A 24,041-nucleotide genomic window follows, 5' to 3' on the forward strand; every position below is an offset into this window, starting at 1 on the left:
CCGTGGCGGGTGCTTGCGCAGCGAACGCTATTCTTGGTGACGCCGATCGTGACGCCGAAGCGTCAGTCGGTACTGATTTCGTCCTTGAGCCGCGCCACGGTGTTGGCGCCGATGCCTTTTACGCGAGTCAGGTCCTCTGCGCTGGTGTAGGGTCCATTGACCTGGCGGTCTTCGACGATGGCTTGCGCCTTGGTGGGCCCAATGCCCGGCAGCTCGGCCAGCAGCTCAACACTGGCCTCGTTGACGTTGATGGGTGCAATGGTTGGGCCTTCCGCAGCGAAGGCCGGATGGGCCAGGCTGAGCCAGGCGACACTAAGCCAGACCAGCGTCACCAGCGTGAGCCCATGGAACCCGCGACGACGGACAGTGCGGTTGGTGGTAGACGTGCGGTGATGGACAGACGGGTGGTCGTTGAATGTTGGCATGAGAGACGTCCTGTTGTTGTTGGAAATGGGCGGCCAAGCGCTGTGTGTCAGCAATAGCAGCAGCACCTGTGCCAGAAAGGCCGCGCCGTCGATCCTATAGGTGTGCGCCAAGCCCTCCCGAGTGAACAGTCGTTGGCGTTGTCCTGGTGGCCGTCGGCTGTCTTCTCTCACCTTAGGGTTAGATAAGAAAACACTGTTATAAGAATATTCTTAATAAAATATCAGTCATCTATGAACATCTGAGCCAGCCAAGCGGCAGCGCAGGTAGCGCCAAGGCTGATATACTGCGGCGATTTGGCGCCCTTTGCCTGCTGCGGGCTAGCCGGTAGCGGGCCTGGCTCAAGGCCTCGGTATTGCCCCCCGTGCAAGGGCAGTACTCCCGGATCAGCAGGGCGCCAGCGCTTCGTTCACTTCTCGCCGGAGGCCGCCGTGACCCCCTCATCTCCCTTGATCATCGCCCTCGACTACCCCTCCATGGACGCCGCCCTGTGCATGGCAGACCGGCTGGATCCGGAACGCTGCCGCGTGAAGGTCGGCAAGGAATTGTTTACTCGCAGCGGGCCAAGCGTGCTCGACGCCCTTCACGGTCGCGGCTTCGAGGTATTTCTCGATCTCAAGTTCCACGATATTCCCAACACGGTGGCCGCAGCGGTGCAGGCGGCGGCAGAGCAGGGCGTGTGGATGGTCAACGTTCACGCCTGTGGCGGTCGTCGCATGATGGAAGCGGCCCGTGAGCGTCTTGAACAGAACGGGCTGTCGACCCACCTGATCGCCGTGACGGTGCTGACCAGCATGACCGCCGATGAACTGGCGAGCACCGGCGTGTCGTCGCCGCTGGACGAGCACGTGGAGCACCTGGCGAAGCTGGCCAAGGATAGCGGCATGGATGGCGTGGTGTGTTCTGCCCAGGAGGCCGCCCGTCTGAAGGCAGCCTGTGGCGAAGACTTCCTGAAGGTCACGCCGGGCATTCGCCCGAGCTTTGCCCAGGCGGGGGATCAGCGGCGGATCATGACGCCCCAGCAGGCGATGGAAGCGGGCAGTACCCATTTGGTGGTGGGGCGGCCCGTGACCCAGGCAGAAGATCCGATGGCCGCTCTTGCGGCGATCGAGGACGAGCTCAAGGGCTGACGCTCTGTTGCAGCGCTATTCGCCCTCGATGCCGGTGATTGGCTTGGTTGTGCCCCAGTTGCGGCAACGGGGGCACTGCCAGTGCAGGTGTTCCCCCGAGAACCCGCAGCGTCGGCAGCGATGCCGCGGCAACGCCTTCAGCAGCGGCTGCGTGTGTTGACGCAGTAGATCAAAGCGAGTGTCACCGGCGTCAGCGCCGCTGCGCTGGTAAAGCCCCATCAGATAATCGACGCCGCCCAGGCTCGGCTCCTTCCTTAGCTGTTCGGTAATCAGCTCGATGGCTTCGTCATCGTTGCCGCGTACCTGCCTGAGCGTCTGGGCCAGCAGCACAATAACGCTGGTGCAGGGGTTGAGCTCCAGCAGGCGCCGCAAGTGTTCGATCAGGCCCTCGGCATCGTCCAGCAGCTGATAGGTGCGCTCCAGCGGCTCCAGCAGGGTGGGGATGAACACCACATCCTGCTGGGGAATACGGTCAAGAAACTTCAGCGCCTGGCGGTACTGGCCGGTGTCGCGGCACAGCTTGGCATGCACGAGATTGGCGCGGATGCAGCGCTCGTCGATGGACAGCGCTTGCTTGAGGTGCTTGCGGGCGACCCCATGGCTATTGGAGGTGCGAGCTATCTCCGCCAGCTCGCAATGCCAGTGGGCTGCCGCGCGGCGCAGGTCGTCGTGCTGGCGGGTCAGCTGCGGTACGGCAACCTCGATGGCGTTCTGCCATTCCCCTTCACGCTCGAACAGGTCCACCAGGAGCCGCTTGGCGTGGTGGCGAATCTCGGCGTGGGTGTCCTCCTTGACCAGACCCTTGAGCAGCCGTTCGGCACGGTCATGCAGACCCAGGTGCAGGAAGTCACGGGATAGCTCGAGCTGGACCCAGGCGCCCTGGTGGGCATCGAGGAACGGCCGGGCGAGCAGATTCTGGTGAATCTTGACCGCTCGGTCGGCCTCTCCGCGAGAGCGAAACAGGTTGCCCAGGGTGACATGGGTCTCGATGGTGTCGCTGTTCACTTCAAGCGCGGAGATAAACGTTTCGATGGCCCTGTCCTGCTGGTCGTTGAGCAGGTAGTTGAGGCCGACGAAATAGTCGCGATGCAGGCTGGGGGCAGGGCGTTGTTGCGGACGGCTTTCCCGCCGGCCGAGCGCCCAGCCAATGGCGAGGGCGACGACCAGCAGGCCCAGTAGCAGGAGATCCGGCATTCAGGGCAGTTCCTTCATCTCCTGCACTCGAAGGCGGTCGAGTTCCTTGCGCTGCTGCTGGTTGTGGCGCTGGGCGCGGGTGAGCAGCGTGCGCAGCCTGATGTAGACGCCGGTCATGGCGAGCATGCCGAGCAGGACGCCCACGGCCAGGGAGGCCAGCAGCCAGACGGACAGGGATGCCTCGGGCAGCTCGAACCAGATCAGGTTCAGCGGCAGGGCCTGCTGGTTATTGGTCGCGAACAGGATACCGATGATCAGTACCGCCAGCAGAATGATGGCCATGATCAGGCCTTTTAGCCAACGCATGTGTGACTTCCCGTAGTGAGACGAAGAGAGGTTGAGCCAGAGATAACGGAAAACGCTGGCGCGAGTGGGCCCAGACGTTGGTCGCTAGTATCCCAGCGCACGGCTGGCATCGACCTGTTCGCGCAACTCCTTTCCTGGCTTGAAGTGTGGCACGAACTTGCCTTCCAGCTCCACCGCTTCGCCGGTCTTGGGGTTGCGTCCCACCCGTGGCTCCCGATAGTGCAGAGAGAAACTGCCGAAGCCACGAATTTCGACGCGCCCGCCATCGGCCAGGGTGTCGGTGATGTCATCCAGAATGAGGCGCACCGCAGCCTCAACGTCCTTGATCGACAGCTCGGGCTGCCGCATGGAGATCTGCTCTATCAGTTCGGACTTTGTCATCGGTTATCTCCGTGAGTCCCATCTGGGTGATGAGCGCTGGTCAGGCCAGTGTCGAGGACCGCGTCGATCGCAGTCCCTTGTTTTTAGATAGCATACTTTTCAAGTGTTGATAAAACAACGCACTACATTGATCGACATTCGTGGCAGGCCCTTGCCCGGCATCACCTTTTTCGCCGCCGTGCGGCTGCCCGCCGCTGGTGCCTGCGCTATACTGGCGCCACACTTAACATCCCAGACGAGGTTCCCCTTGGATCAACCGTCTTCCGCGGCCTCTCAGCTCGAGGCCGAGCGCAAGCGCCTGCACTGGCACTCCCGTCGCGGCATGTGGGAGCTGGACCTTCTGTTGCTGCCGTTTCTGGAACACCGCTACGATGAACTTGATGAGGCCGACAAGGCCGCCTATCGCGACCTGATCACCGAAGAGGATCAGGACCTGTTTATATGGCTGATGCGTCGCGAATGGCCGGAAGAGCCGACTCGCCGGCGTATCGTGCAGATGATCGTGGACTATGCAGAGACCACGGGTCACGGCCACAATCGGGGCCTCTGACCGACAGCATCTCGCCCATGGTGCAGTGGTGGTGGCGGTCAGTCTGATCGTCGCCATCGTCCTGCCTTCCCCGCTCGGGGGATATGCTGTTGCCTTGCTCGGAGCTGTGCTGATTCGCAGCGCCCGCCATCCTCTCCTCGGTCAGTTGCGCTGCCTGCCTGGGCCACAGGCCACGCCGGCCGCGTCGCCTTCTGCCATTTTGTCCGCGACGTCCCTCACGCTGCCTTCCACACTGTCTTCCCCGCTGCCTTCCACACTGTCTTCCCCGCTGTCTTCCACACTGTCTTCCACGCCGCCTGTGTCGAGGTTGCAGATGTACCTGAGCCCCTGTCGCTGCCCTGGACGATTTCCTAATCTATGGCCCTGTCGATGGCGCCGATGGAGGCAAGGCGTCATGACGTTTGTCGCCGGGCTGGCGTCCGTCTCAGTGCCTGTTCCCGGACACTGGCAGTGGCGTCCTGGCGTCTGTCAGGACGGGCGAGGGCCCGTCACTGCCTCAGAAGACAGTCACGCTCCCTGGCACGACATCGACCTCTATTGCATCAGTGTGGGTCATTACCTGATCGCCCTGCGCTGGCATGGCCGAACCCACTGGCTGTGGCATGACGCCGTGGACCCCGGTGAATGGTGGCAGCTCAAGCGTTACCTGCTGGGAATGGAGGCCTCGAACAAGGGGCGCCTGGCGAGCGAGCACGATCAATAATGCGACGAGAAACGCGACTCGTGAGAGGACGGCGTTCGCACGTCGTAGCATGATGATGAGCGGGGGTAGCGGGCACCTAGAAGGGCAGGGTCAGCTGCTGACGCGCCTCTTGTGGCAGCAGCCTGACGCCAACCCCAAGCAAGCGCACCGGACGTTGTGCCCGTTGCCAGGCCTGGTCCAGCAGCTGCGCAAAGGTCGCGGGGTCAGGTTCCAGGCCGCGGGACTCCAGGGTAGTGGTGGTGAAGTCATCGAAGCGTACCTTCACGAACACGCCAGCCAGGGGCGGCCGACCGTTGCGGTCGATACGCGCCTTGAGCTTTTCGCACAGCTCCACCAGTGCCAACTGCGCGGCGCTCAAGTCGGGCAGGTCGCGTCCGTAGGTGCTTTCGACGCTGATCGACTTGCGTTCACGCTCTACCTTGACCGGCCGCTCATCGATGCCGCGGGCCAGTTCGTACAGGCGGCGGCCGAACTTGCCGAATTCGTCCAGCAGGCGATCAATGGGCTGGGCGCGCAGCTCTTCGCAGGTGGTAATGCCCAGCGCATCCAGGCGCGCCCCGGTAGCCGGGCCCACACCGTGCAGCTTGCGCACGGGCAAGGCCAGCACAAAGGACTCGACCTGGTCCGGGGGGATGACCGTCAGGCCGTCTGGCTTGTCCCAGTCGCTGGCGATCTTGGCGAGAAACTTCGACGGGGCAGCTCCGACGGACACAGTGATACCGGTGCGTGCCAGGCACTGTTCCTTCAGCCAGCGGGCCATCCAGGTCGCGCTGCCCTTGAAGCCTGCGACATCAGTAACGTCCAGATAGGCCTCGTCCAGTGATAGCGGCTCTACCAGCGGCGTCAGCTCGTGGAAGATGGCCTGGATCTGGGCGGAGACCTCGCGATACTTGTCGAAGTTGGGTGGCACCAGCGTCAGTTGAGGACACAGGCGCAGGGCGCGGGAGGTCGGCATGGCCGAATGGATACCGAACTTGCGCGCCGGGTAGTTGCAGGTGGTGATGACGCCACGCCCCTCACGGGCGCCACCCACGGCCAGCGGGATATCCCGCAGGGCCGGGTTGTCGCGCATCTCGACGGCGGCGTAAAAGCAGTCGCAGTCGGCGTGAAGAATCTTGCGTACCGGTTCCGTCATGGTCTGGCCTGGCAGCGGCGCGGCGTCTATTTACCCATCCGAAAGGGTGAGGCGGGGTCTCGGCCTAGCTCAGCGTCAGCCTAAGTGTTAACCCCAGTGTTGACCCCAGCATTAACCGCAGCACCAACCTTCGCATTAACCTTCCTATTAACCTTTCTATTAACCCAGGGCCTGGCCGTTGCCACCGCGAATGACACCGACTCCAACGCCTTCGATGTTCAGGCTGTCCCGCCGCAGGTCCAGGGTGATGGGAGCGAAGTCGGGGTTTTCCGCCTGCAGGGTGACGTGATGTCCGTCGCGCTGGAAACGCTTGACGGTCACCTCGTCCTCGAGGCGTGCCACCACGATCTGGCCGTTGCGAATGCGTTCAGTACGGTGCACGGCGAGCAGGTCGCCCTCCAGAATGCCAACGTCCTTCATCGACAGGCCGCGCACGCGCAGCAGGTAGTCGGCACGCGGTGTGAAGTAGTCAGGCGGCAGCGGGCAGTAACGATCGATATGCTCTGCCGCCAGGATGGGGCTACCCGCGGCGACTTCACCGATGATCGGCAGGCCCTGGACGGGACTGGTGTCCTGTGGCGCATCGTTGGCGGCAGTGGTGTCGGCTTCCTGGGCTGGCAGACGAATGCCTCGCGAGGTGCCGCGAATCACCCGGATGGCGCCCTTGCGTTCCAGCGCGCGCAGGTGCTCTTCAGCGGCGTTGGGGGAGCGAAAGCCCAGTGCGCGTGAGATCTCCGCACGGGTCGGCGGGTACCCCAGCTCGTTCATGGTCTTGACGATAAAGTCATAGACGTTTTGCTGGCGAGGGGTCAGGGGACGTGTCATGCGGCCTCCCACGGGCGGCGGTGAGTCAGGACGGCAGCGGCAGGGTAGCCCCAGCGTGCTGCCAGACAGCGGGTACCTTCAGCACCCTTGGTGAAGTGTACAGTATGGATGCCTATCCAGTAAAACGGTGATCTGCCTCGAATTTCGCGTTTGGGGTGAGAGGCGTCGTGGCACCGGTATGAGCGGTCTGATGCACACGTTTCAAACACCGTCTGCGATGGTTGATTGTGCGTAGAGAGCGCCTCCCTTACACTCCGGCTAACATTCAAACAATTGTTTCCAACTGCCCTGACTGACTGGACGGAGCCCGCGAATGGCCCAGACCGATACAGTGACTCGCATTCTGGACACCGCCGAGGTCCTCTTCGCTGAACGAGGTTTCGCGGAAACGTCGCTGCGCAACATTACCGGCAAGGCCAAGGTCAACCTGGCCGCCGTCAACTACCACTTTGGCTCCAAGAAGGCGCTGATCCAGGCGGTCTTCTCGCGCTACTTGGACCCGTTCTCCGACCGCTTCCACGCCGCCATCGATGAGTTGGAGCGTGGATACGGCAGCAAGGTCATACCGCTGGAAGTGCTGCTGGAAACCATGGCCAGGACGGTGCTGGAAGTCCCAGCGGAGCGTCATAGCCTGAAAGTCTTCATGCGCCTGCTGGGGTTGGCCTATAGCCAGGCCCAGGGGCACCTGCGCCGCTATATCCAGGACCAGTACGGCACCGTGTTTACCCGCTTTGTGGCGTTGGTGCGCAAGGCGACCCCGGAGCTGCCGGATTCCGAACGGTTCTGGCGCCTGCATTTTGTGCTGGGTACGGTCATCTTCACTTTGTCTGGCCTCGATGCCCTGCGCGACATCGCCGAGAAGGACTACGACGAGCACGTGTCGGTGCGCGACCTGGCACGCCGGATGCGGCCAGTGGTGGTCGCGGCCATGAAGGCTCCCTTGCCGGAGCCGCCGCAGGCCAGTTCTCAGGCCTGAAGCCAGAGCCCGAAGCCAGAGCCCGAAACTAGAGCCCGAAGCCAGAACCTAAAGCCAGGCCCGACACCAAATCCGCATTGGAACCACCCGGGCGGTGACGCGTCGAACCGGCAACACGGCAGGTACAGCTGCAGCGTAAACAAACAGGGAGAGACGATGCAGACACCGCGACTTGAAGCATTGCCGCCCGCCGATAGCGTGTGGGTGGAGGTCGACACCTCCACCCAGCAATTGACGCTGTGGCGGGGCAAGCAGCCGGATTGGCAGTGCCTGGTGTCGACCGGCGTTGCCGGCACTGGCCAGCAAGAGGGCAGCGGCCAGACGCCGCTTGGCTGGCACTACATTCGCGCTGCTATTGGGGGTGGAGAGCCAGTAGGTACCGTCTTTCGTGGGCGCCGGCCAACCGGAGAGGTGTTCGACGCCGAGCTGGGCCGTGATAACCCCGAGCGGGACTGGATACTGACGCGCATTTTATGGCTGTGCGGCCTGGAACGGGGCGTCAATCGCGGCGGTAACGTCGACTCTCAGCGGCGCTACATCTACTTCCATGGCACTCCACCGGACAAGCCCATGGGCGTGGCCGATTCCCACGGCTGCATTCGACTGCGGGACGATGCCCTGCTGAAGCTGTTCGATCAGGCGCCCCCAGGTACTCCGGTGTGGCTGCACGATTAAGGTCTCCGCTCAAGAGGCCCGTCAGGCCGCCATTAACGGCCTGAGCTGACAGCTCTTAGGTTGGGCTCAACGACACCCTCGACGCGCCGTGTCTAGATGGGAGCCCGTTACACCACATTGCCCAATTGGAAGATGGGCAGATACATCGCCAGCACCAGGCCGCCGACCACCACCCCCAGCACCACGATGATCAGCGGCTCCAGCAGGCTGGTCAGCGTATCGACCCGGTCATCCACCTCCCGCTCGTAGTGGTCGGCCACCCGGCTTAGCATGCTATCCAGGGCGCCGGCTTCTTCCCCGATAGCCACCATCTGCAAGGCCAGCGACGGAAAGCGCTGTGTTCGCCGCATCGCCAGGTGCAGTCGCTGTCCGCTGGCGACATCGGCCTGCAGCGCTAATACCGCCCGGCGGTAGACATCGTTGCCGCAGGCGCCGGCGGCGGTCTTCAGTGCGGTTACCAGCGGTACCCCTGCCGCGAAGGCGGTGGCAAGGGTGCGGCAGAAGCGCGCCACCGCCGCGTGATCCAGAATCGTCCCCACCACCGGGAGCCGCAGCGACAGGGCGTGAAGCTTGAGACGAGCCGCCTGGGACTTCGCCACCCGCCAACGAACCGCCGCGATCAGGGTGAACAGGCTTCCCAGCGTGACCAGCCACCAGCGTTGAGCAAACTCCGACAGCAGAATGGTCCACTGAGTCATGGCAGGCAGGCTCGCGCCCACTCCGTCGAACATCTGCTCGAATTGGGGCACCACCTTGATCAGCAGGATCGCGCTGACCGCCATACCCACTGCCACCACAGTGGCGGGATACCAGAGCGCCTTGCGCACGCGCCCCTTCAGCAGCTCGCGTTTCTCCAGGTGATTGGCCAGGCGATCCAGCATCTGATCCAGGGTGCCCGACTGTTCGCCTGCCGCAATTAGATTGACGTACAGGCTGTCGAAGGCGGCTCCCTGTCGGGACAGCGCCTGCGCCAGGCTGGCACCAGCACTGACATCCATGCCCAGGGCCTGCACAACCAACCGCATGGCGGGGTTGGACAGGCTGTCGGCCAGCACCCGAAAGGCCTCCAGTAGCGGCACACCGGCAGTCAGCAGGGTGGCCAGCTGACGGGAAAACAGCATCAGGTCCCTGGGCTTGATCTGCCTTTGATAGCGGGCCAACTTGCCGGCGGGTTTGAGCTTACGCGGCGTGATGCCCAGCAGGTGCAGTTGACGCTGCGCATCGGGTCGCCTAGAGGCCAGCAGCATCCCAGTGCAGGCCAGGCCCTGGCGATCTTCTCCCTTCCACTTCCAGCAGAGCTGCCGTTGCTGCGCGGACCTTGACCGCCCAGCCGTATCTGCTCGAGCACCTGAGCGCACATCAGGCCTGACACCCGGGCTGCCGATGGGGTGATGAAAAGCGTCGACAGCAGGGGGAGGTGAAGTGGCGCGTTCCCTGCCGGTAGGCAGGCCGGCGATCAGGCGAGTGCTCTGATCCGTTCCACTGTGATCATCTCCATGTCCAGCACCAGAACCAGAAGCAGAGCCAGGACGAGGATCAGAACCGGGACCGTCGCCATTGGACGGGCGGTGATCCCGATACACAGGCGAGGACGAGTGAGAGGACGAACGGTCGCGGAAGGGCACGTGGTCTGCATCTCGCATCAAGAATTAAAGGAAAGAGGAAAGCCGCTACGCCGTGGTGATGCGGCAGACCTCCGTCAGGCTGGTGACGCCTTCCATCACCCGTTCCAGGCCACTGCGGCGCAGATTGGGAAAGCCCTGGCTGCGGGCGAGGGTGTCGAACTCGTCGGCGCTGCCGCCGCTGAGAATCAGTCGGCGCATGTGCTCGTCCACCGGCACGACCTCGAACAGCCCCACACGACCCTTGTAGCCCTGGGTGCACTGGCGGCAGCCGACGGCGTCATAGAAGCTGCCCTGCTGGGCCTGTAGCGGACTCAGCCCGTGGTGGATGAGCACATCCTCCGGCAGCTGTACCGGTGCCTTGCAGTGGGGGCACAAGCGCCTAGCCAGACGCTGGGCCACGATAAGGGTGACCGCGCTGGCAATATTGAAGGATTCGATCCCCATGTTGGCGAGCCGGGAGAGCGTGTCGGCGGCGGAGTTGGTGTGCAGCGTCGACAGCACCAGGTGGCCGGTCTGGGCTGCCTTGATCGCGATTTCGGCGGTCTCCCGATCGCGAACTTCTCCCACCATCACCACGTCCGGGTCCTGGCGCAGAAAGGCCCGCAGGGTGTGGGCGAAGTCCAGCCCGATACGCGGCGCCACATTGACCTGATTGACCCCAGGCAGCTTGATCTCCACTGGATCTTCTGCAGTGCAGATATTGCGCTCGGTGCTGTTGAGCAAGTGGATGCCCGTGTACAGAGTGACCGTCTTGCCGCTGCCGGTGGGGCCGGTCACCAGGATCATCCCCTGAGGGCTCGCCAGGGCCGTCTCGAACAGCTTTCGCTGGCTGGGTGAAAAGCCGAGCTGTTCAATCCCGATACGGGCGGTGGCGGAGGCCAGCAAGCGCAGCACCAGCTTCTCGCCGTAGACCGTAGGCAGGGAGTTGACGCGAAAATCGATATCCTCGCCGTCGTCCAGTTGGACCTTGATGGTGCCATCCTGCGGCAGGCGCCGTTCGGAGATATCCATGCGTGCCATGACCTTCAAACGCGAGGCGATGCGACTGCGCAGGTTGAACGGCGGCTGAGCGACTTCATGGAGCAGCCCATCAATGCGAAAGCGAACCCGAAAGCGGTCCTCGAAGGGCTCGAAGTGGATATCCGAGGCGCGCTTTCTGACCGCGTCCCGCAGGATGGTATTGACGAACTTCACTACCGGGGCATCGTCGGCCTGGCTGGTGAGGCTAGCCGTCTGGCCGCTGCTAAGGTCCTCGTCGAGCTCGCTTTCGTCTCCCGCTACCCGGCGCGGCTCCGCCCGACTGAAACGCTCACCGCGACTCTGTCCCTGTACCGCAGGGGATTGGCTGCGGCTTGGTGGCGCCTCAGGGCCCAGCTCGCCAATGGCATCGGCAATATCCTCGGCATTGGCCTCGCCCAGGTAGGCGTCCAGTAGTAGGGAGAGCTTATCCATGGGTGCCAGCGCGGGCTTTAGCGGCTTGCCCACCACGAACTGCAGCTCACCCAGTCGAGCGAGCGTGGACGGGTAGGGCACGGCCACGTGCAGATGGTCGTCATCCAGTACCAGGGGCAGTACCTGGTGTTCTCGCAGTAACGCCTGGGGGAAGTGGCTGAGGGGCGGCAGCTGCTCCGCCACCACCGTACTTAAATCGGTAAAGTCGAGGTTGTACTCCTCCGCCGCTGCGCGAGTCGCGGGACCGGGTTCGACGCGTCCCGTCTCGACAAGATGGCGCAGCAAGGTGCTTCCGTGGGCCAGGGCGTCGTGCTCGGCGCGTAGCGCCTCCAGCGGTGGCAGCAGGCCCAGGGCCACCAGACGTTGCCCCAGGCCGCTGTGTGGCCCCTGGGCGTGTCTGTCCCCCACAGTTTGATCAAACGGCACAGTGGTTCCTCTGCGAGCCAGTATCCAGCGTCGACAATAGCGCCAGTTTACGCCTCAGCGAGTGGTCAATTGCGCCGCAGCGCGTGTTTTGCGCTAGCAACCCGACGCATATCAAGGTTTCAGCGCGCTCAGCCCTGCGCGGCACGAGGTCCGGCGTACTATCCCGATATTCCCCGCCGCACCTCCCGGTCCGGCGATACGTCAAGTCCCACTGAGGAGAGAGTCGTCATGGACGCACACCATCCGTCACACGCGGCGACAGCGTGCACTGAAGTCCGTATTGCGAGTGCCATGCAAAAGCCCACCACCACGGCTTCGGCTGCCGATCCACGCGCCGCGGTGCAGGCACAGCCGACACAGCGGCAAGGGCAGGGCGGCTTCACCTTGATCGAACTGCTGGTGGTCGTGGCCATCATTGGCCTGCTGTCCGCCATCGCGATACCGCAGTACACCAACTTTCAAAAACGAGCGGCGGTGAATGCCTGCAAGGAGGAGCTAGCGGCCGCACGAACGGCGCTGTCGATAGAGGGAACCCTTGCGGAGGTGGACGTGGCTAACACGGGGCTCAAGGACGCCTATTCCTGGTCAGCCTGTCTGGACACCAGTGTGAAGTACACGGCAGGCGTTCAAGGAAGCGGCGGTACGGCGGATAAGGACGGTGAGCTATACGCAACCCCCTCCTCAGAGAAATTCAAGACGGAAGCGGTAAAACTGATCATTCCTCCCGTTATGGATGTCGATGACGCCCTCGGCAGTTAAGCGTAAATACCGAAGTAAATGCCAAAGGGTCGCTAATGTCCGACAGATCCACTGAAGAAAATCGTATACCGTCGGATTCTCCGGCGATTGTGCATCACGGTGGCGCCGACGGCGTCACCGGGAGCTGCCACAGGCTCCAGATCACCCCACACCAGGCCATTCTGATCGACTGCGGGCTGTTTCAGGGCAGCGACCTGAAAGGGCAGAGCAGCTTCGAACGCCACCAGATCGAATTTTCCGTCGAAGATGTCGTCGCGCTGGTGGTTACCCACGTGCATATCGACCATGTCGGGCGGCTTCCCTATCTTCTGGCCGCCGGCTTCACAGGCCCCATAATTTGTACCCCGCCCAGTGCCAAGCTACTACCGCTGGTAATTGAAGATGCACTGAAAATTGGCTTTACCCGAGACAGAAGACTCATCGAGCGGTTTCTTGATAGAGTCGAGATGCATCTTGAGCCAAGTCCTTATGGTGTCTGGAAAAGTTGCATAGACGAAGAGCAACTCAAGGTCAAGGTGCGTCTCCAGAACGCGGGGCATATACTCGGTTCTGCATACGTTGAAATTGATGTTGAGGACCAGCGCGCCAGTCTGGATAATCGCTACGTCTTTTCGGGGGACCTGGGGCCGCCCGACACTCCGCTGTTGCCGGACCCCACCCCATTGGAAAAAGCCGACGTCCTGGTGCTGGAAAGCACCTATGGGGATCGTCGGCATGAAGGCCGCAGGACGCGGCGCGCACAGCTCAAGGAAATGATTTATCGTGCACAGCGCGAGGGCGGTAGCGTGGTCATTCCGGCCTTCAGCATCGGCCGCACGCAAGAGCTCCTCTACGAGATAGAGACCCTGCTGCACGAGCTGCAGGGCCAGCACGAGACAGAAAGCCCAGGCCCCGAGCCCAGCGAAACGCCTCCGATACCCATGGTAGTTGTTGACTCACCACTGGCCGCCAGGTTTACCAAGGTCTACCGCGAGCTGAAGCCCTGGTGGGACAATGAAGCGAAGCAGCGACTGGAAGACGGCCGCCACCCCCTAAGCTTCGATGGCCTTGTGACCATCGACAGCCACGACGACCACCTCGACATGGTGGAACGGCTGGCCGAGACGACTACCAGCGCCATCGTGATCGCCGCCAGCGGTATGGCCACCGGAGGTCGCGTCGTCAACTACCTCGCGCGACTGCTACCAGACCCTAGACACACCGTGCTGTTCGTCGGCTACCAGGCCGAAGGCACCCCAGGGCGAGACATCCAGCGGGCAACACCAGGCAGCTACGTCCGCCTCGAAGAGAAAAAGGTCGCCGTCAACGCCACGATCAAGACCATCTCCGGCTTTTCCGCCCATGCAGACCAGCAAGACCTGCTGAACTTTGTGCGAAGCGCCAAGGAATCGGTGGGGGAGGTGCGGTTGGTGCATGGAAGTGAGGGGACGAGGAGGGGGTTAGGGCGCAAGTTTGTCAAAGTTGCTACGTACTTTTTAATCGTCACATGGCCAGTTAAGATTTAGTTCGCAAGTTTAATGCTAAGCAAGTAACAGCTGTTATGCATGTGTAGCTTTTTACTCTCGAAAAACCTTTTCAAAATGTTTTTTCAGTTGTAGAGGCAATATTAAGCGCGCAATAAAGTTGTCGTGATTATTAAAAACTTTTGAAATAATCATAAATAAAAAAGAGTGTAAGGCCATGCAGGCTAAAAAATTCTATTCGCGAGTGTTTAAATGATATCAGTGCTAATTTCAGTGTACAAAAACGATGTATTAACCTATTTTAAAGAATCTATAGAGAGCGTGATCAGCCAAATAAATGGAGATGATGAATTAGTAATAGTATTTGATGGGCCAGTAGCTGAAGAGCTAGAACAGTATGCAAAAGGGCTGGATGGTATTGTAGACACGACTGTGAAAGTTGTCAGTTTACAGAAGAATCTGGGGTTGGCTAAAGCGCTTAACGTTGGTCTAGAGTATTGTAGTAAAAAATATGTAGCCAGGATGGATGCAGATGATGTGTCAAGAGGTGACAGGTTCGCAAAACAATTATCCTATATGGAAACGAACCCAACGGTATCCGTTGTTGGCGGGGCTGTGTGCGAATTTACGATTGACGGAGTCACAAAAATTAAAAAAGGAGCGGAAAGCAATAAAATAGTCGCCTTCTCAAAAACTAGAAATCCACTCAATCACCCTACTGTAATGTTCCGAAAAAAAGATGTGTTGAGTGTAGGCGGGTATAATGAAAAACTATACTACGCGCAGGATTACGAGTTGTGGTGCCGCATGATTAATGAGGGGTTTTGCCTCGTCAACTTAGATGATGTACTGGTGGACTTTAGATTAGGGGAGAATTTTTTAACAAAAAGGAGTGGCTTTAGGTATGTAAGAGTTGAGGCTAAGCTTCTTAGTAGTCTGGTCAAGCTTGACTACTTTAGTTCTTTCGATGCGTTGAGGTTTATGATCTTTCGTATCCCACCAAGGTTATTGCCAACCTCTATACTAAAGCTGGTATACAGAACGCTGAGAAAATAGCAATGGCGTCGTTAAAAAAGCTAGTTTTTTTGGGAAGTGATAAGGTAATAGCACTCGGCTTGCAGTTCCTTGGGTTTATATGGATCGCACGCACTTTGGAGGTTAGTGAATTTGGCAAATTAAATTCAGCGATGTCTGTGTTTGGGATGCTTTCATTTGTAGGCGCACTAGGTGCGTCCGTGTGGTTTCAGAATCAGCTAATAATAAAATCTAAAGAAAGAGAACTTAATGAAATTTTAAGAGATGTGATAGTCTTACGTGGATTGGCAACTTTACTTCAGGCGATGGCCGCTGCAGTAGTATTATATGTCTCGAGTAGCGATGTCCTTTTGCTAGTAGTAGCCTTTACAGTATACCACCTTTTCCTAAGATTTGACGTCTTAGACTTCTATCTTCTAGAAAGAGAAAAAGCTCATGTAGCCGTGCTCGCTAATGTGATTGGTAAAGCCACGTTTGCCATTAGCTGCTATGCGTGTTTTAAGATAGATGCATCTTTATCTATACTCATATTTGCTCTTCCTCTAGACTTGCTTGTAAGCTCATTTATTAAGATGGTTTATCTTTTTAATCGAGAGGAAATATTTAAGAATCAAAAGGCAATTGAGCTAAAAAATCTGATTAAAATTTTTGATAACTTAAAATATTTGGCAATAGCAGGGGCATCGACACCATTATTGTTGCAGTCAGATGTTTTCGTGGTAAAAGCAATAATAGGCGAAGAAGTTGCAGGATTATACGCAGCGGCTTCAAAGATCATAAGCCCTTTTCTTGCCGCAGCGATGGTAGTATCTATAGCGTTTTTCTCTTCAATTGTAACTGGTAGTCGCAAATTTTTATCCGGCTTTTTCCTAACTGTTTTTTGTACCGCGGTGATTATTAGCATTACAGTAATGATGTGGAGCGAAGAAATTATAGTCTTGGCTTACGGCGAACCATTTCGGCCTTCGTCGGAGATACTGGCAGTTCTTGTGATGGCGTTACCCGCCTTCTCCCTCGGGCCAATACTATCAAGGTTCATGATTTCGAAGGGGTTGAATCGGCATGAGGCGGCCAAGAATTGGTTTGTAGCCATTGTGTACCTTGGGCTACAACTTCCTGGAGTTGCCATATGGGGAGCACAAGCTGCAGCGTGGTCATTAGTTGTCTGTAGCTATCTACTGGTAATTATATCATTCTACGTCATTTATAATAATAGAGTTAAGGGATGACTTCGTTGCTTAAGATAACAAAGTATGTCGTACGAGTGCTTCTATTACTATTATTGTTTCCTTTGCTGAACTACGACAGCAGTTTAAATCCAGATATAGGCAATTATGAGATTAATTACGAAAAATCCAAATGGTCTTATGATATTGGCTTCGAGATAGTTGGAGCGTTATTTAGGCATGTGCTGGACTTTTCATTCGAACAATACTGGATTTCATTACTTGTAATTGTATGTTTGTTATTGGCCGCATTATATAGAAATTTATTTGTTTTTTTATTGGCATATCCGAATATAATATTTCAGGCTACATTCCTTGGGACTCAGATTCGCTTTGCAATCGCGATTTTGGTTTTCTTGAATATCGTATTGTTAGCAGGCAGTGCTGGAAAGAGTAAATTAACTAGGCTATGCGGTCTCGCTGTAGCGGCATCGATGCATTTTTCAATAGTGTTTTATTATATATTTTACCGTATCTATTTGTTAATTGTGCACAAGATTAAGGGGTTTAGTGTTGGAGTGAGGTTTTCTTTAGTAGCTCTTGTAGTCTCGGTAGCGGCAGTTTTTGGGAGCTATGTAATAGCATTCGCCTTTCAAGTTTTAGCAGAAGATAATTACATCGGTTCAGCCTATTTTGAAAGAAAATCTTTTGTCTCTACCATATATGTGTTGTGCATTTTTTGCTTGATGTGGCTCGCTCTGAAGGATTATATAAGAGAAAGTAGAAACAGTGCCAACATACACACAATTGTTTTGGCACTTTTTCTAGCGGCTTTTGTTATTGGGAGCTCTTCTGTTGCCTTGTTATCTGGCAGAACACTAATATTACTTTCTTTTGTAGAGCCAATTGCTATATATGCGTTATTGAGAAGTGAAAGCCGTTTTTGCATGTGGTTAGGAGTTGTATACTTGATGATTTACTTGTCGAAAAATCTACTTGGTATTATATATGCATAGGTATAAACTAGCGTTATGCGATGAAGCATGGAGCTTATATCAATGGCTTTTTCTCTTTATCCCTGGAAGATTAGGACACAGGTTACGTGGAGCTGCATTAAAGCCATTTTTTAAACAGGCTGGGAAAAACATTTCAGTAAAAGAGAACGTAGAGATCTATCGACCCTGGAATCTGACTATTGGTACAGGGAGTGGCTTTGGTCGAAACAATATCATTGATTGCACTGGCGGAATCATCATTGGTAATAATGTGCGATTCGGCCCAAATGTCATGGTTGCAACTATGAACCACTCGACGATCAAAGATGGTATGGAAGATAAAGTACGTAAGCTAAGAGTTGTAGAAATTGGGGATAATGTCTGGATTGGTCATGGGTCGACGATTCTACCAGGGGTTAAAGTTGGTAGTAACGTCATAATAGCTGCAGGTGCCGTGGTGAATAAGGATGTAGATTCAAACTCTGCTGTCGGTGGAGTGCCGGCTAGGAAGTTAGGTTAATGCACACGATAAGTTTCTTTCTCGGTGAAGAGTTACTGTTTCATAATGGAAATTATTACACTTCATCCTCCTCGGCTTCTTTTTTAATAAATACGTTTCGTGACTTAGAGTGGGAAGTTGTGACACACTCTAGAGAGGTGGCCGAACATCCTGGTGGCACCAAAATTGACAGTAGTAAGGTTGTCCTGTTGCCTCATTATGAGGGTATTCTTGGCTTTGTTAAAAAGACCTTCACGGAAAAAAGTTTTTTCTCTAGTTTTCTTGGAAAGGTAAAGCAGTTAGCTACAGACCAGAAGCGTGTGTTTTGGGTTAGAAATCCAACATTAGTTTCCTTGATATTCTCTGTGTTTCTCGTGTTAAAAAAAAGATATTTTGTCTCTCATGTATGTGCCGACATAAGGCTGGTTTGGAAAAATAAAAAATATAAAGGATTTAGTCGTTATGCGGCATATTTGTTCTCTAAGTTGATGCATGTCGCACTTATTTTCGTGACTAAATCTGGCTATTCCATAAATTTAGCAACGGGAACCAAGCTGCATAAATTTTGTCTGAAACATGATAAAAACAGTACCTATTTTATTGATTCCATAATCGAACCTAATAGCGCTCGGGGTAAGGTCGAAAGTGCTAGCAGTGAAGTAATCAACCTTTTGTTCGTGGGAAGGGTAAGGGAAGATAAAGGCGTCTTTGATTTGTTAGAAGCCATGCGTCAACTAGTTGAAGAGGGGGAGTATAAGTTATTGATCGTAGGTGGTGGAGAATTAGAAAAAGTAAGGGACATAAGTACAGAGCTTTGTATTGATAAACATGTGAAGATAGCTGGACCTGCTTCAGGAGATGCTCTAAAAGATTATTTCGCTAAATCTGATGCAGTAATCGTTCCTTCAGATAATGATTATGAGGGTTTTCCAAGGGTTATACTTGAAGCCTGGTCACATAATAAACCAGTATTTCTTACCCCGGTGGGAGGTATCCCTGGGTTAGCTAAAGATGGTTTTAACTCGATCTTTATCGAGCGGGGAAAGCCTACTGATATCAAAGAAAAAGTTAGTCGCTTTTTTTTACCTAGCAACAGTATGGCTCGTGAGGTGCTCGAGAAGGGTATTTGTCAGACTAACGATAGTTATGGAAGCTCACATTGGGCTTCTATTGCTAGGACTAAAGTTTTTTCGCTTACATAATAGTTGCAATAGCTCGCTTGGTCTTGTTTTGGTTGCAACTTATAAGGCGTTATGAATAAACATATTGTTATTTTTAATTTAACTTGCATTCACGTCACTCTATGCTCAAATTCAATACAGACTATGTTGACAGTTAGCAAGTGTAAGGCCGTGACGGTTATTTATCCTATCTCTGGGACTCATTTTTACTAATAATATATGGATGTAGAGTGCGTCACGATTATATTGTTGCATGATAGTGGCACGAAACCCACCATTATCAAGCATCTCTAAAGACTTATAAGTACGACTCCTCGCGAACTGGTACATGGCGTAATGCTTCGATCAAGTGGGATGCTACGCCAGTCTCGCCGTTTTTTATTTAGCTGACACGCCATTAAGCACGACGCCAATCGAAGTGGCCGTATTGGCACGACTTTCATCGAGCTAGGGACCGATGTGTTGCTTAAGCACAGGTCTTCATGGCAAATAGTTGTTGAAGTGCTTGTACCTAGGTGTCCACATATTTCAGTCCTGTCTTGCGGCCACCTACAAGCCACTTCATGTTTTTTATGCGGCTCGTTGAATGTGTGCCGCTTTCGCCATCAGAGAGGCTCGCGGCGTCAACTCCGTCGCGGTTAGAACCGTTGCAGCACGGTCCGTGACTTGGTCAGTATTCATTTGAGTCCGCCGGAGATCGTAATCGGAAAAGGCCAGGGCCATTGGAGAAGGGGCCAGTAACCGCTCTGAAGTGGTCACAGTGGTCGGGCGTACGTTAACTTGGTGAATATACACGGTATCACTGCGGCCAATAGCATGATCGGCTTCACCGTGAAATTAATTCGTGTTCCATTGTCACTTTGGCTATCGATAATCTATGATTAGGGGCATCAAATGGTCAAGCATGCCTAGAGAACACCGTGGGCCGGAACGGCTATGTACTTCTACGATCCACATAGTGCAAGCGATGCGGGTAGAACGATAATACCATTGGTCTGCTAGGCCAGTATGTGCGTAAGAGAGCTGGTCTATCGCGCTATACCAGTGATGGGGCCCGATGAGACTGCAATATGATGCCTGGTGAGCCTTGAAACTCCAGAACGCCTGTGGAATTATGCGATGAAATTTTCAATAAAGTGCTTGGATATCTGAATTTTCAATGGTGTTTCGTGCGTAGTTGGAAGTATCCCTAGTGTAGTTGAGTCTACTAAAGGTTGTTACCATTTACCTGTCTGCATAGGGCCAGCTGGAGCTGTCTGTGGTTTTGTGAAACTAGCGGCTGCATGTTTACATGTGCATAAATATTTTTTAGCAATTACTCTGGTCAGATGATTCTGATCGTGTTTATTTACATAATGCACCGGAATACTATCAGTTTATTTGGTCGCGATTGCTAATACTGGCTTTGGCTAAGGAATAAAAGGAATGTTTTGTGGCACAAATTTATGAGCGTCGTCATTCTCGTTGGTATGAAATGCTGTTGCTCACGCTTCCATTTCAAATTATTGTAGGTGTGTTCTTTACAGCACTTTTGCCCTCCTTGGAAAGATGGGGATGGGGGTTTTGGCTATCGCTTAACGATGTTAGAGTGAATAGCGTTTTGGCAATAGCGCTATCATTTATGTTAGTGATTATTACGCAGCGCCGTTTGCTGAAGTATCCAGGTGTGCAGATTGCTGCATACATTGTTCCAACAGTAACTAGCGCTTTCTTACTAGCAATCGCAATTCTGTTTTTTGGGCGAGAAGCATATTCACGTCAAGTGCTTTTTACTGGGTATGTATTAACTTTGTTCTGGTGTTTTGCCGGATACTTTTTAGGTATCCGCTATCGCAGACTTAAACTAGCCGTTGTTCCAATAGGAACAGCGAGTAAGCTGTTGTCTGCGGGAGGAAGTGAGCTTAGATGTTTGGAGCAACCTGATCTGGATAACGTCCGTTATGATGGCGTAGTGGCCGACTTGAGATCGGATGACCTGTCGCCGGAATGGGAAAAATTTCTCGCTCAGTGTACTCTTAACTATATTCCTGTCTACCACGTCAAGCAGATTTCCGAATCGATGACTGGGCGAGTGGAGATAGAGCACCTTGCGGAAAATGAGATAGGATCGCTGCTGCCTTCGCGTCTTTACAGTTTTTTTAAGCGGTGCTTTGATATTTTTGCTGTGTTGCTTGTAGCGCCATTGGCGGTGCCTTTGATGGCGTTGACTGCGATAGCCGTTAAGCTGGACAGCCCCGGGCCTGCTCTTTTCATCCAAGAGCGAGTAGGACAAGGAAACAAGAGTTACAAAATATATAAGTTCCGTAGTATGCGAGTGGACTCTGAGAAAGATGGTGCCAAGCTGGCACAAACGTCGGATTCCAGAATTACTCGAGTTGGAAACTTTATTAGAAAGACTCGTCTGGATGAGTTGCCTCAGTTTTTTAATGTCATTAAAGGTGATATGAGTTTAATCGGCCCTCGCCCTGAGCAGCGTGCTTTTGTAGAGCAATTTGAGGAAGAAATTCCTTTTTACACATATCGTCATGTTGTCAAACCCGGTATTACAGGTTGGGCTCAGGTTGTTCAAGGTTATGCTAGTGATGCAGATGATACGCGAATAAAAATTCAACACGACTTTTATTATATTAAGCATTTCTCTCTCTGGATTGACATACTCATTGTCTTTAAAACAATTAAGACGATATTGACTGGTTTCGGTGCTAAATAATTTTGTCGGAGGTGTTGTGTGGCTGTATTGGTGACGGGTGGCGCAGGATATATTGGCTCACACATGGTATTGTCTCTTCTGCAAGAGGCATACGAAGTTGTAGTAGTTGATAACTTTTGTAATTCCTCTCCCGAGGCTTTGCGCAGGGTTTGCTCTATCGCGGAGCGTGAGTGCTCTGTGGTGGAAGGCGATATTCGTGATGAAGTTCTTCTTGATAAGGTCTTCAAGGAGAATGACATAACTGAAGTACTACACTTTGCGGGTCTCAAAGCAGTGGGAGAGAGTGTAAGCGCTCCTCTGAAATATTATGAAAATAATATAACTGGCACATTGTCCCTCTGTAGAGTAATGCAACGTGCGGGCGTTCGAAATTTGGTGTTTAGCTCTTCGGCTACGGTCTATGGGGATGCTAAGCATATGCCGATCAGTGAGGACTGTCCTACGGGCACACCGACTAATCCCTATGGCAGATCCAAGCTCATCGTTGAAGAGATTTTGCGTGATGTGGCGAAATCTGATCCGGAATGGTCCATCGCTCTTCTAAGATATTTTAACCCAGTGGGGGCTCATGAGAGCGGCCTCATAGGAGAGGATCCAATGGGTGAGCCGAATAATCTTGTTCCTTACGTGGCGCAGGTTGCTGTAGGAAGACGACCACAGTTGTCGATTTTCGGTGGTGACTATCAGACAAAGGATGGGACTGGTGTCAGAGACTACATTCATGTTGAAGATCTCGTTGCTGGGCACCTAGCCGCTATGAAAAAGCTTGCGACTGAGAAAGGTGCCAAGATTTGGAACTTGGGCACAGGGCATGGGTCTTCGGTGCTAGAGGTAGTTGAAGCTTTCCAGCGTGTGTCTGGTCGAGATATTTCGTACACCATCATAGATCGAAGAGAGGGCGATATCCCAGAGTGCTGGGCCGATCCTAGCAATGCAAAAAAGGAATTGGGATGGGCGGCAACAAAGTCATTGAACGATATGATGGCGGATACTTGGCGTTGGCAGTCTAAGAATCCCGATGGCTATCGAAGTTAGTATTTTTACTCGCGTAGCTCATCGGGATTTCCTTATGAAGTTGTCTAATGTTAGTGGACCGCTTGGTGTATCGCTTCCCACTTGGTCTATTTTCCTTGGTACTGTCTCAGCTTTAGGGTACTCAGCCCTCAGGATTTTTTTATCGGATGCCGGACAGGGCTTAGGTACGTTATGTGCCCTGTCCGCCTTGTTTCTTATTCTTTTTTGTAGTAAGGACCTTCGCAGCAGCGTTGTTTTTTGGTGTCTGCTTGGAGTGGTTATTACTCAACTGGTGAGCTGGGTAGCAGGTTTCTATCACCATCCTGGCTGGCTGCCAAGTAATCCGGAAATTGATCGTTTGGGTAAATGGTTTTTATTTGTTGGCGTGGCGTTCTGGCTTGGTGGCAGTTATTGTAACGTCAAGCTTGCGTTGTCACTTGCTTTGTTAGGCTTCTTGGCGACGTGTTTTTTCTTTGATGGTTCGCTGGAGCAGTGGGTAAGGGGGGTGCAGGGCCATAGGATTGATCTCGATATCAGAAATGCACAGCATACTGCAATGTTTTTTGGTGTGGCATTGATCGGTTTACTTTGTTTTGTCAGGCTATGCTTTTCTGGTGGGCGCTTAGCTTGGTTAACAGGGACGGCCTGGGTCGTTGCTTTTGCTATATGCTTGCTTGGTGTAGTGGTGACTCAGACTCGCGCTGTATGGCTAGCTATGGTAGTTGTCACTTGTTTGGCGATTTTTGTTTTAGTGGTGGCTGCGTTAAGGGGTGAATTTTCTCGTAGTGCTCGACGCCAAGGATTTATTGCAATCCTCAGTATTGTTGCCTTAGCCGTTATTGCCGGTATAACGTTTGAGGACACGCTTCAAACACGTCTCGCGGCCGAGAATTCCGTGATGGCTCATGCTGTGCAGGGTCACTGGGAAGAGGTTCCTTATAGCAGTATTGGAACTCGCCTTCATACATGGCGCGCAGGGGTGGAATGGTTTGCGGAGCGACCCATACTGGGTTGGGGCGGCGAAGGCCGTGGCTTGGTGATTGATCATACTGATTGGCTTCCTCCACATATCAAAGAAGAGTACGGTCATTTGCACAACACCTTGCTCGACTTTCTTGTTAGCTATGGCCTGTTAGGTCTGTCCGTAATTAGTGTGCTTGTGGTGTGGACAGGGCTTGGTAGCTACAAGTCCTGGAAGGCAGGAGTGATGCCAACTGAAGTGTTCGTTTTTGGTTGGGCATTTTTTGTTTATTACTTTATTGTTAGTTTGTTTGAATCCTATAGTTTTTTCTGGACAGGCTCGTACATTCAAAATGTGGTGATGGGGGTGGTCGTCACCTTCATCTGGCGCTGGCAGCTTGAAACCGGCAGCTCAGTCTTTACGTTTGGACGCAAGCAAGCTGCCCCATAAGCAAGAT

Annotated in this window: 22 protein-coding genes and 1 pseudogene; 15 read left to right on the plus strand and 8 right to left on the minus strand. The window is 54.4% G+C overall.

Features of this window, described 5'->3' with window-relative positions; genetic code table 11:
• Window positions 1-62: 62 nt before the first annotated feature.
• Window positions 63-425 (minus strand): helix-hairpin-helix domain-containing protein, encoded by a 363-nt coding sequence (locus JF545_RS20120; RefSeq protein ID WP_206937939.1) that lies wholly within the window; start codon window positions 423-425, stop codon window positions 63-65.
• 429 nt (window positions 426-854) lie between these two features.
• On the opposite strand from JF545_RS20120, the gene pyrF reads away from it, so the two are divergent.
• The gene (pyrF, locus tag JF545_RS01845; protein WP_206937950.1) at window positions 855-1,553 is read left to right on the plus strand and encodes an orotidine-5'-phosphate decarboxylase; all 699 of its coding nucleotides are present in this window, start codon (window positions 855-857) and stop codon (window positions 1,551-1,553) included.
• A gap of 15 nt (window positions 1,554-1,568) precedes the next feature.
• Here pyrF and lapB read toward each other — a convergent pair whose 3' ends face one another.
• The 3 genes from lapB to JF545_RS01860 form a co-directional block, all read right to left on the minus strand.
• The gene (gene lapB / locus JF545_RS01850; RefSeq protein WP_206937959.1) at window positions 1,569-2,747 is read right to left on the minus strand and encodes a lipopolysaccharide assembly protein LapB; all 1,179 of its coding nucleotides are present in this window, start codon (window positions 2,745-2,747) and stop codon (window positions 1,569-1,571) included.
• Window positions 2,748-3,053, minus strand: coding sequence for a LapA family protein (locus JF545_RS01855; protein ID WP_206937961.1), 306 nt, complete (start codon window positions 3,051-3,053; stop codon window positions 2,748-2,750).
• Window positions 3,054-3,137: 84 nt separating this feature from the next.
• Entirely contained in the window at window positions 3,138-3,434 is a 297-nt protein-coding gene (locus JF545_RS01860) for an integration host factor subunit beta (RefSeq protein ID WP_045994571.1), read from the minus strand.
• Between the two features lie 247 nt (window positions 3,435-3,681).
• Between JF545_RS01860 and JF545_RS01865 the strand changes: the two genes are divergently transcribed.
• Both JF545_RS01865 and JF545_RS01870 read left to right on the plus strand, forming a co-directional pair.
• Window positions 3,682-3,984 carry a succinate dehydrogenase assembly factor 2 gene (locus tag JF545_RS01865; protein WP_206937970.1) on the plus strand — a complete coding sequence of 101 codons (303 nt, stop codon included), beginning with the start codon at window positions 3,682-3,684 and terminating at the stop codon, window positions 3,982-3,984.
• A 394-nt stretch (window positions 3,985-4,378) separates the two neighbouring features.
• On the plus strand, window positions 4,379-4,687 hold the full coding sequence (locus tag JF545_RS01870) for a hypothetical protein (RefSeq protein WP_206937972.1): 309 nt from the start codon (window positions 4,379-4,381) through the stop codon (window positions 4,685-4,687).
• A 76-nt stretch (window positions 4,688-4,763) separates the two neighbouring features.
• Here JF545_RS01870 and dinB read toward each other — a convergent pair whose 3' ends face one another.
• Both dinB and lexA read right to left on the minus strand, forming a co-directional pair.
• Window positions 4,764-5,822, minus strand: coding sequence for a DNA polymerase IV (gene dinB / locus JF545_RS01875; protein ID WP_206937980.1), 1,059 nt, complete (start codon window positions 5,820-5,822; stop codon window positions 4,764-4,766).
• Window positions 5,823-5,981: 159 nt separating this feature from the next.
• On the minus strand, window positions 5,982-6,647 hold the full coding sequence (lexA, locus tag JF545_RS01880) for a transcriptional repressor LexA (protein WP_206937983.1): 666 nt from the start codon (window positions 6,645-6,647) through the stop codon (window positions 5,982-5,984).
• A 313-nt stretch (window positions 6,648-6,960) separates the two neighbouring features.
• On the opposite strand from lexA, the gene JF545_RS01885 reads away from it, so the two are divergent.
• Together JF545_RS01885 and JF545_RS01890 are read left to right on the plus strand one after the other, a co-directional pair.
• Window positions 6,961-7,623: a TetR/AcrR family transcriptional regulator gene (locus JF545_RS01885; RefSeq protein WP_206937984.1), complete on the plus strand. Its 663-nt coding sequence runs from the start codon at window positions 6,961-6,963 to the stop codon at window positions 7,621-7,623.
• A 156-nt stretch (window positions 7,624-7,779) separates the two neighbouring features.
• The gene (locus JF545_RS01890) at window positions 7,780-8,298 is read left to right on the plus strand and encodes a L,D-transpeptidase (RefSeq protein ID WP_206937986.1); all 519 of its coding nucleotides are present in this window, start codon (window positions 7,780-7,782) and stop codon (window positions 8,296-8,298) included.
• A 107-nt stretch (window positions 8,299-8,405) separates the two neighbouring features.
• Here JF545_RS01890 and JF545_RS01895 read toward each other — a convergent pair whose 3' ends face one another.
• Both JF545_RS01895 and pilB read right to left on the minus strand, forming a co-directional pair.
• Entirely contained in the window at window positions 8,406-9,545 is a 1,140-nt protein-coding gene (locus JF545_RS01895) for a type II secretion system F family protein (RefSeq protein ID WP_242520558.1), read from the minus strand.
• 423 nt (window positions 9,546-9,968) lie between these two features.
• Window positions 9,969-11,801, minus strand: coding sequence for a type IV-A pilus assembly ATPase PilB (gene pilB, locus JF545_RS01900; RefSeq protein ID WP_347401295.1), 1,833 nt, complete (start codon window positions 11,799-11,801; stop codon window positions 9,969-9,971).
• A 228-nt stretch (window positions 11,802-12,029) separates the two neighbouring features.
• Here pilB and JF545_RS20125 point away from each other — a divergent pair, with 228 nt between their 5' ends.
• The 10 genes and pseudogenes from JF545_RS20125 to JF545_RS01950 all read left to right on the plus strand — a co-directional run bounded on the left by JF545_RS20125 (window position 12,030) and on the right by JF545_RS01950 (window position 24,034).
• On the plus strand, window positions 12,030-12,560 hold the full coding sequence (locus tag JF545_RS20125; RefSeq protein WP_347401296.1) for a pilin: 531 nt from the start codon (window positions 12,030-12,032) through the stop codon (window positions 12,558-12,560).
• A gap of 35 nt (window positions 12,561-12,595) precedes the next feature.
• Complete coding sequence (locus JF545_RS01910; RefSeq protein WP_206937990.1) at window positions 12,596-14,065, plus strand: MBL fold metallo-hydrolase; 1,470 nt, start codon at window positions 12,596-12,598, stop codon at window positions 14,063-14,065.
• Window positions 14,066-14,275: 210 nt separating this feature from the next.
• Window positions 14,276-15,079, plus strand: coding sequence for a glycosyltransferase (locus JF545_RS01915; RefSeq protein WP_206937992.1), 804 nt, complete (start codon window positions 14,276-14,278; stop codon window positions 15,077-15,079).
• Window positions 15,080-15,081: 2 nt separating this feature from the next.
• Complete coding sequence (locus JF545_RS01920) at window positions 15,082-16,287, plus strand: oligosaccharide flippase family protein (protein WP_206938002.1); 1,206 nt, start codon at window positions 15,082-15,084, stop codon at window positions 16,285-16,287.
• Window positions 16,284-17,240, plus strand: coding sequence for an EpsG family protein (locus tag JF545_RS01925; RefSeq protein WP_206938004.1), 957 nt, complete (start codon window positions 16,284-16,286; stop codon window positions 17,238-17,240). The genes JF545_RS01920 and JF545_RS01925 overlap by 4 nt, the downstream gene beginning before the upstream one ends.
• A gap of 343 nt (window positions 17,241-17,583) precedes the next feature.
• Window positions 17,584-17,739, plus strand: a pseudogene (locus tag JF545_RS20185) (DapH/DapD/GlmU-related protein); the annotation flags it as partial.
• Complete coding sequence (locus tag JF545_RS01935) at window positions 17,739-18,920, plus strand: glycosyltransferase (protein WP_206938008.1); 1,182 nt, start codon at window positions 17,739-17,741, stop codon at window positions 18,918-18,920. The pseudogene JF545_RS20185 and the gene JF545_RS01935, both read left to right, overlap by 1 nt.
• 1,411 nt (window positions 18,921-20,331) lie before the next feature.
• Window positions 20,332-21,609 (plus strand): sugar transferase, encoded by a 1,278-nt coding sequence (locus JF545_RS01940; RefSeq protein ID WP_347401297.1) that lies wholly within the window; start codon window positions 20,332-20,334, stop codon window positions 21,607-21,609.
• An 18-nt stretch (window positions 21,610-21,627) separates the two neighbouring features.
• Window positions 21,628-22,644 (plus strand): UDP-glucose 4-epimerase GalE, encoded by a 1,017-nt coding sequence (galE, locus tag JF545_RS01945; protein WP_206938010.1) that lies wholly within the window; start codon window positions 21,628-21,630, stop codon window positions 22,642-22,644.
• Window positions 22,645-22,678: 34 nt separating this feature from the next.
• Entirely contained in the window at window positions 22,679-24,034 is a 1,356-nt protein-coding gene (locus JF545_RS01950; RefSeq protein ID WP_206938012.1) for an O-antigen ligase family protein, read from the plus strand.
• Window positions 24,035-24,041 lie beyond the last annotated feature (7 nt).

Source organism: Halomonas litopenaei (assembly GCF_017303055.1).
Classification (GTDB): domain Bacteria; phylum Pseudomonadota; class Gammaproteobacteria; order Pseudomonadales; family Halomonadaceae; genus Halomonas; species Halomonas litopenaei_A.

Coding starts and splice junctions, on each gene's coding strand:
- JF545_RS20120 (WP_206937939.1), bottom strand. CDS start 425: ATGCCAACATTCAACGACCACCCGTCTGTCCATCACCGCACGTCTACC.
- lapB (WP_206937959.1), bottom strand. CDS start 2,747: ATGCCGGATCTCCTGCTACTGGGCCTGCTGGTCGTCGCCCTCGCCATT.
- JF545_RS01855 (WP_206937961.1), bottom strand. CDS start 3,053: ATGCGTTGGCTAAAAGGCCTGATCATGGCCATCATTCTGCTGGCGGTA.
- JF545_RS01860 (WP_045994571.1), bottom strand. CDS start 3,434: ATGACAAAGTCCGAACTGATAGAGCAGATCTCCATGCGGCAGCCCGAG.
- JF545_RS01870 (WP_206937972.1), top strand. CDS start 4,379: ATGACGTTTGTCGCCGGGCTGGCGTCCGTCTCAGTGCCTGTTCCCGGA.
- dinB (WP_206937980.1), bottom strand. CDS start 5,822: ATGACGGAACCGGTACGCAAGATTCTTCACGCCGACTGCGACTGCTTT.
- lexA (WP_206937983.1), bottom strand. CDS start 6,647: ATGACACGTCCCCTGACCCCTCGCCAGCAAAACGTCTATGACTTTATC.
- JF545_RS01885 (WP_206937984.1), top strand. CDS start 6,961: ATGGCCCAGACCGATACAGTGACTCGCATTCTGGACACCGCCGAGGTC.
- JF545_RS01890 (WP_206937986.1), top strand. CDS start 7,780: ATGCAGACACCGCGACTTGAAGCATTGCCGCCCGCCGATAGCGTGTGG.
- JF545_RS01895 (WP_242520558.1), bottom strand. CDS start 9,545: ATGCTGCTGGCCTCTAGGCGACCCGATGCGCAGCGTCAACTGCACCTG.
- JF545_RS20125 (WP_347401296.1), top strand. CDS start 12,030: ATGGACGCACACCATCCGTCACACGCGGCGACAGCGTGCACTGAAGTC.
- JF545_RS01910 (WP_206937990.1), top strand. CDS start 12,596: ATGTCCGACAGATCCACTGAAGAAAATCGTATACCGTCGGATTCTCCG.
- JF545_RS01915 (WP_206937992.1), top strand. CDS start 14,276: ATGATATCAGTGCTAATTTCAGTGTACAAAAACGATGTATTAACCTAT.
- JF545_RS01920 (WP_206938002.1), top strand. CDS start 15,082: ATGGCGTCGTTAAAAAAGCTAGTTTTTTTGGGAAGTGATAAGGTAATA.
- JF545_RS01925 (WP_206938004.1), top strand. CDS start 16,284: ATGACTTCGTTGCTTAAGATAACAAAGTATGTCGTACGAGTGCTTCTA.
- JF545_RS01935 (WP_206938008.1), top strand. CDS start 17,739: ATGCACACGATAAGTTTCTTTCTCGGTGAAGAGTTACTGTTTCATAAT.
- JF545_RS01950 (WP_206938012.1), top strand. CDS start 22,679: ATGAAGTTGTCTAATGTTAGTGGACCGCTTGGTGTATCGCTTCCCACT.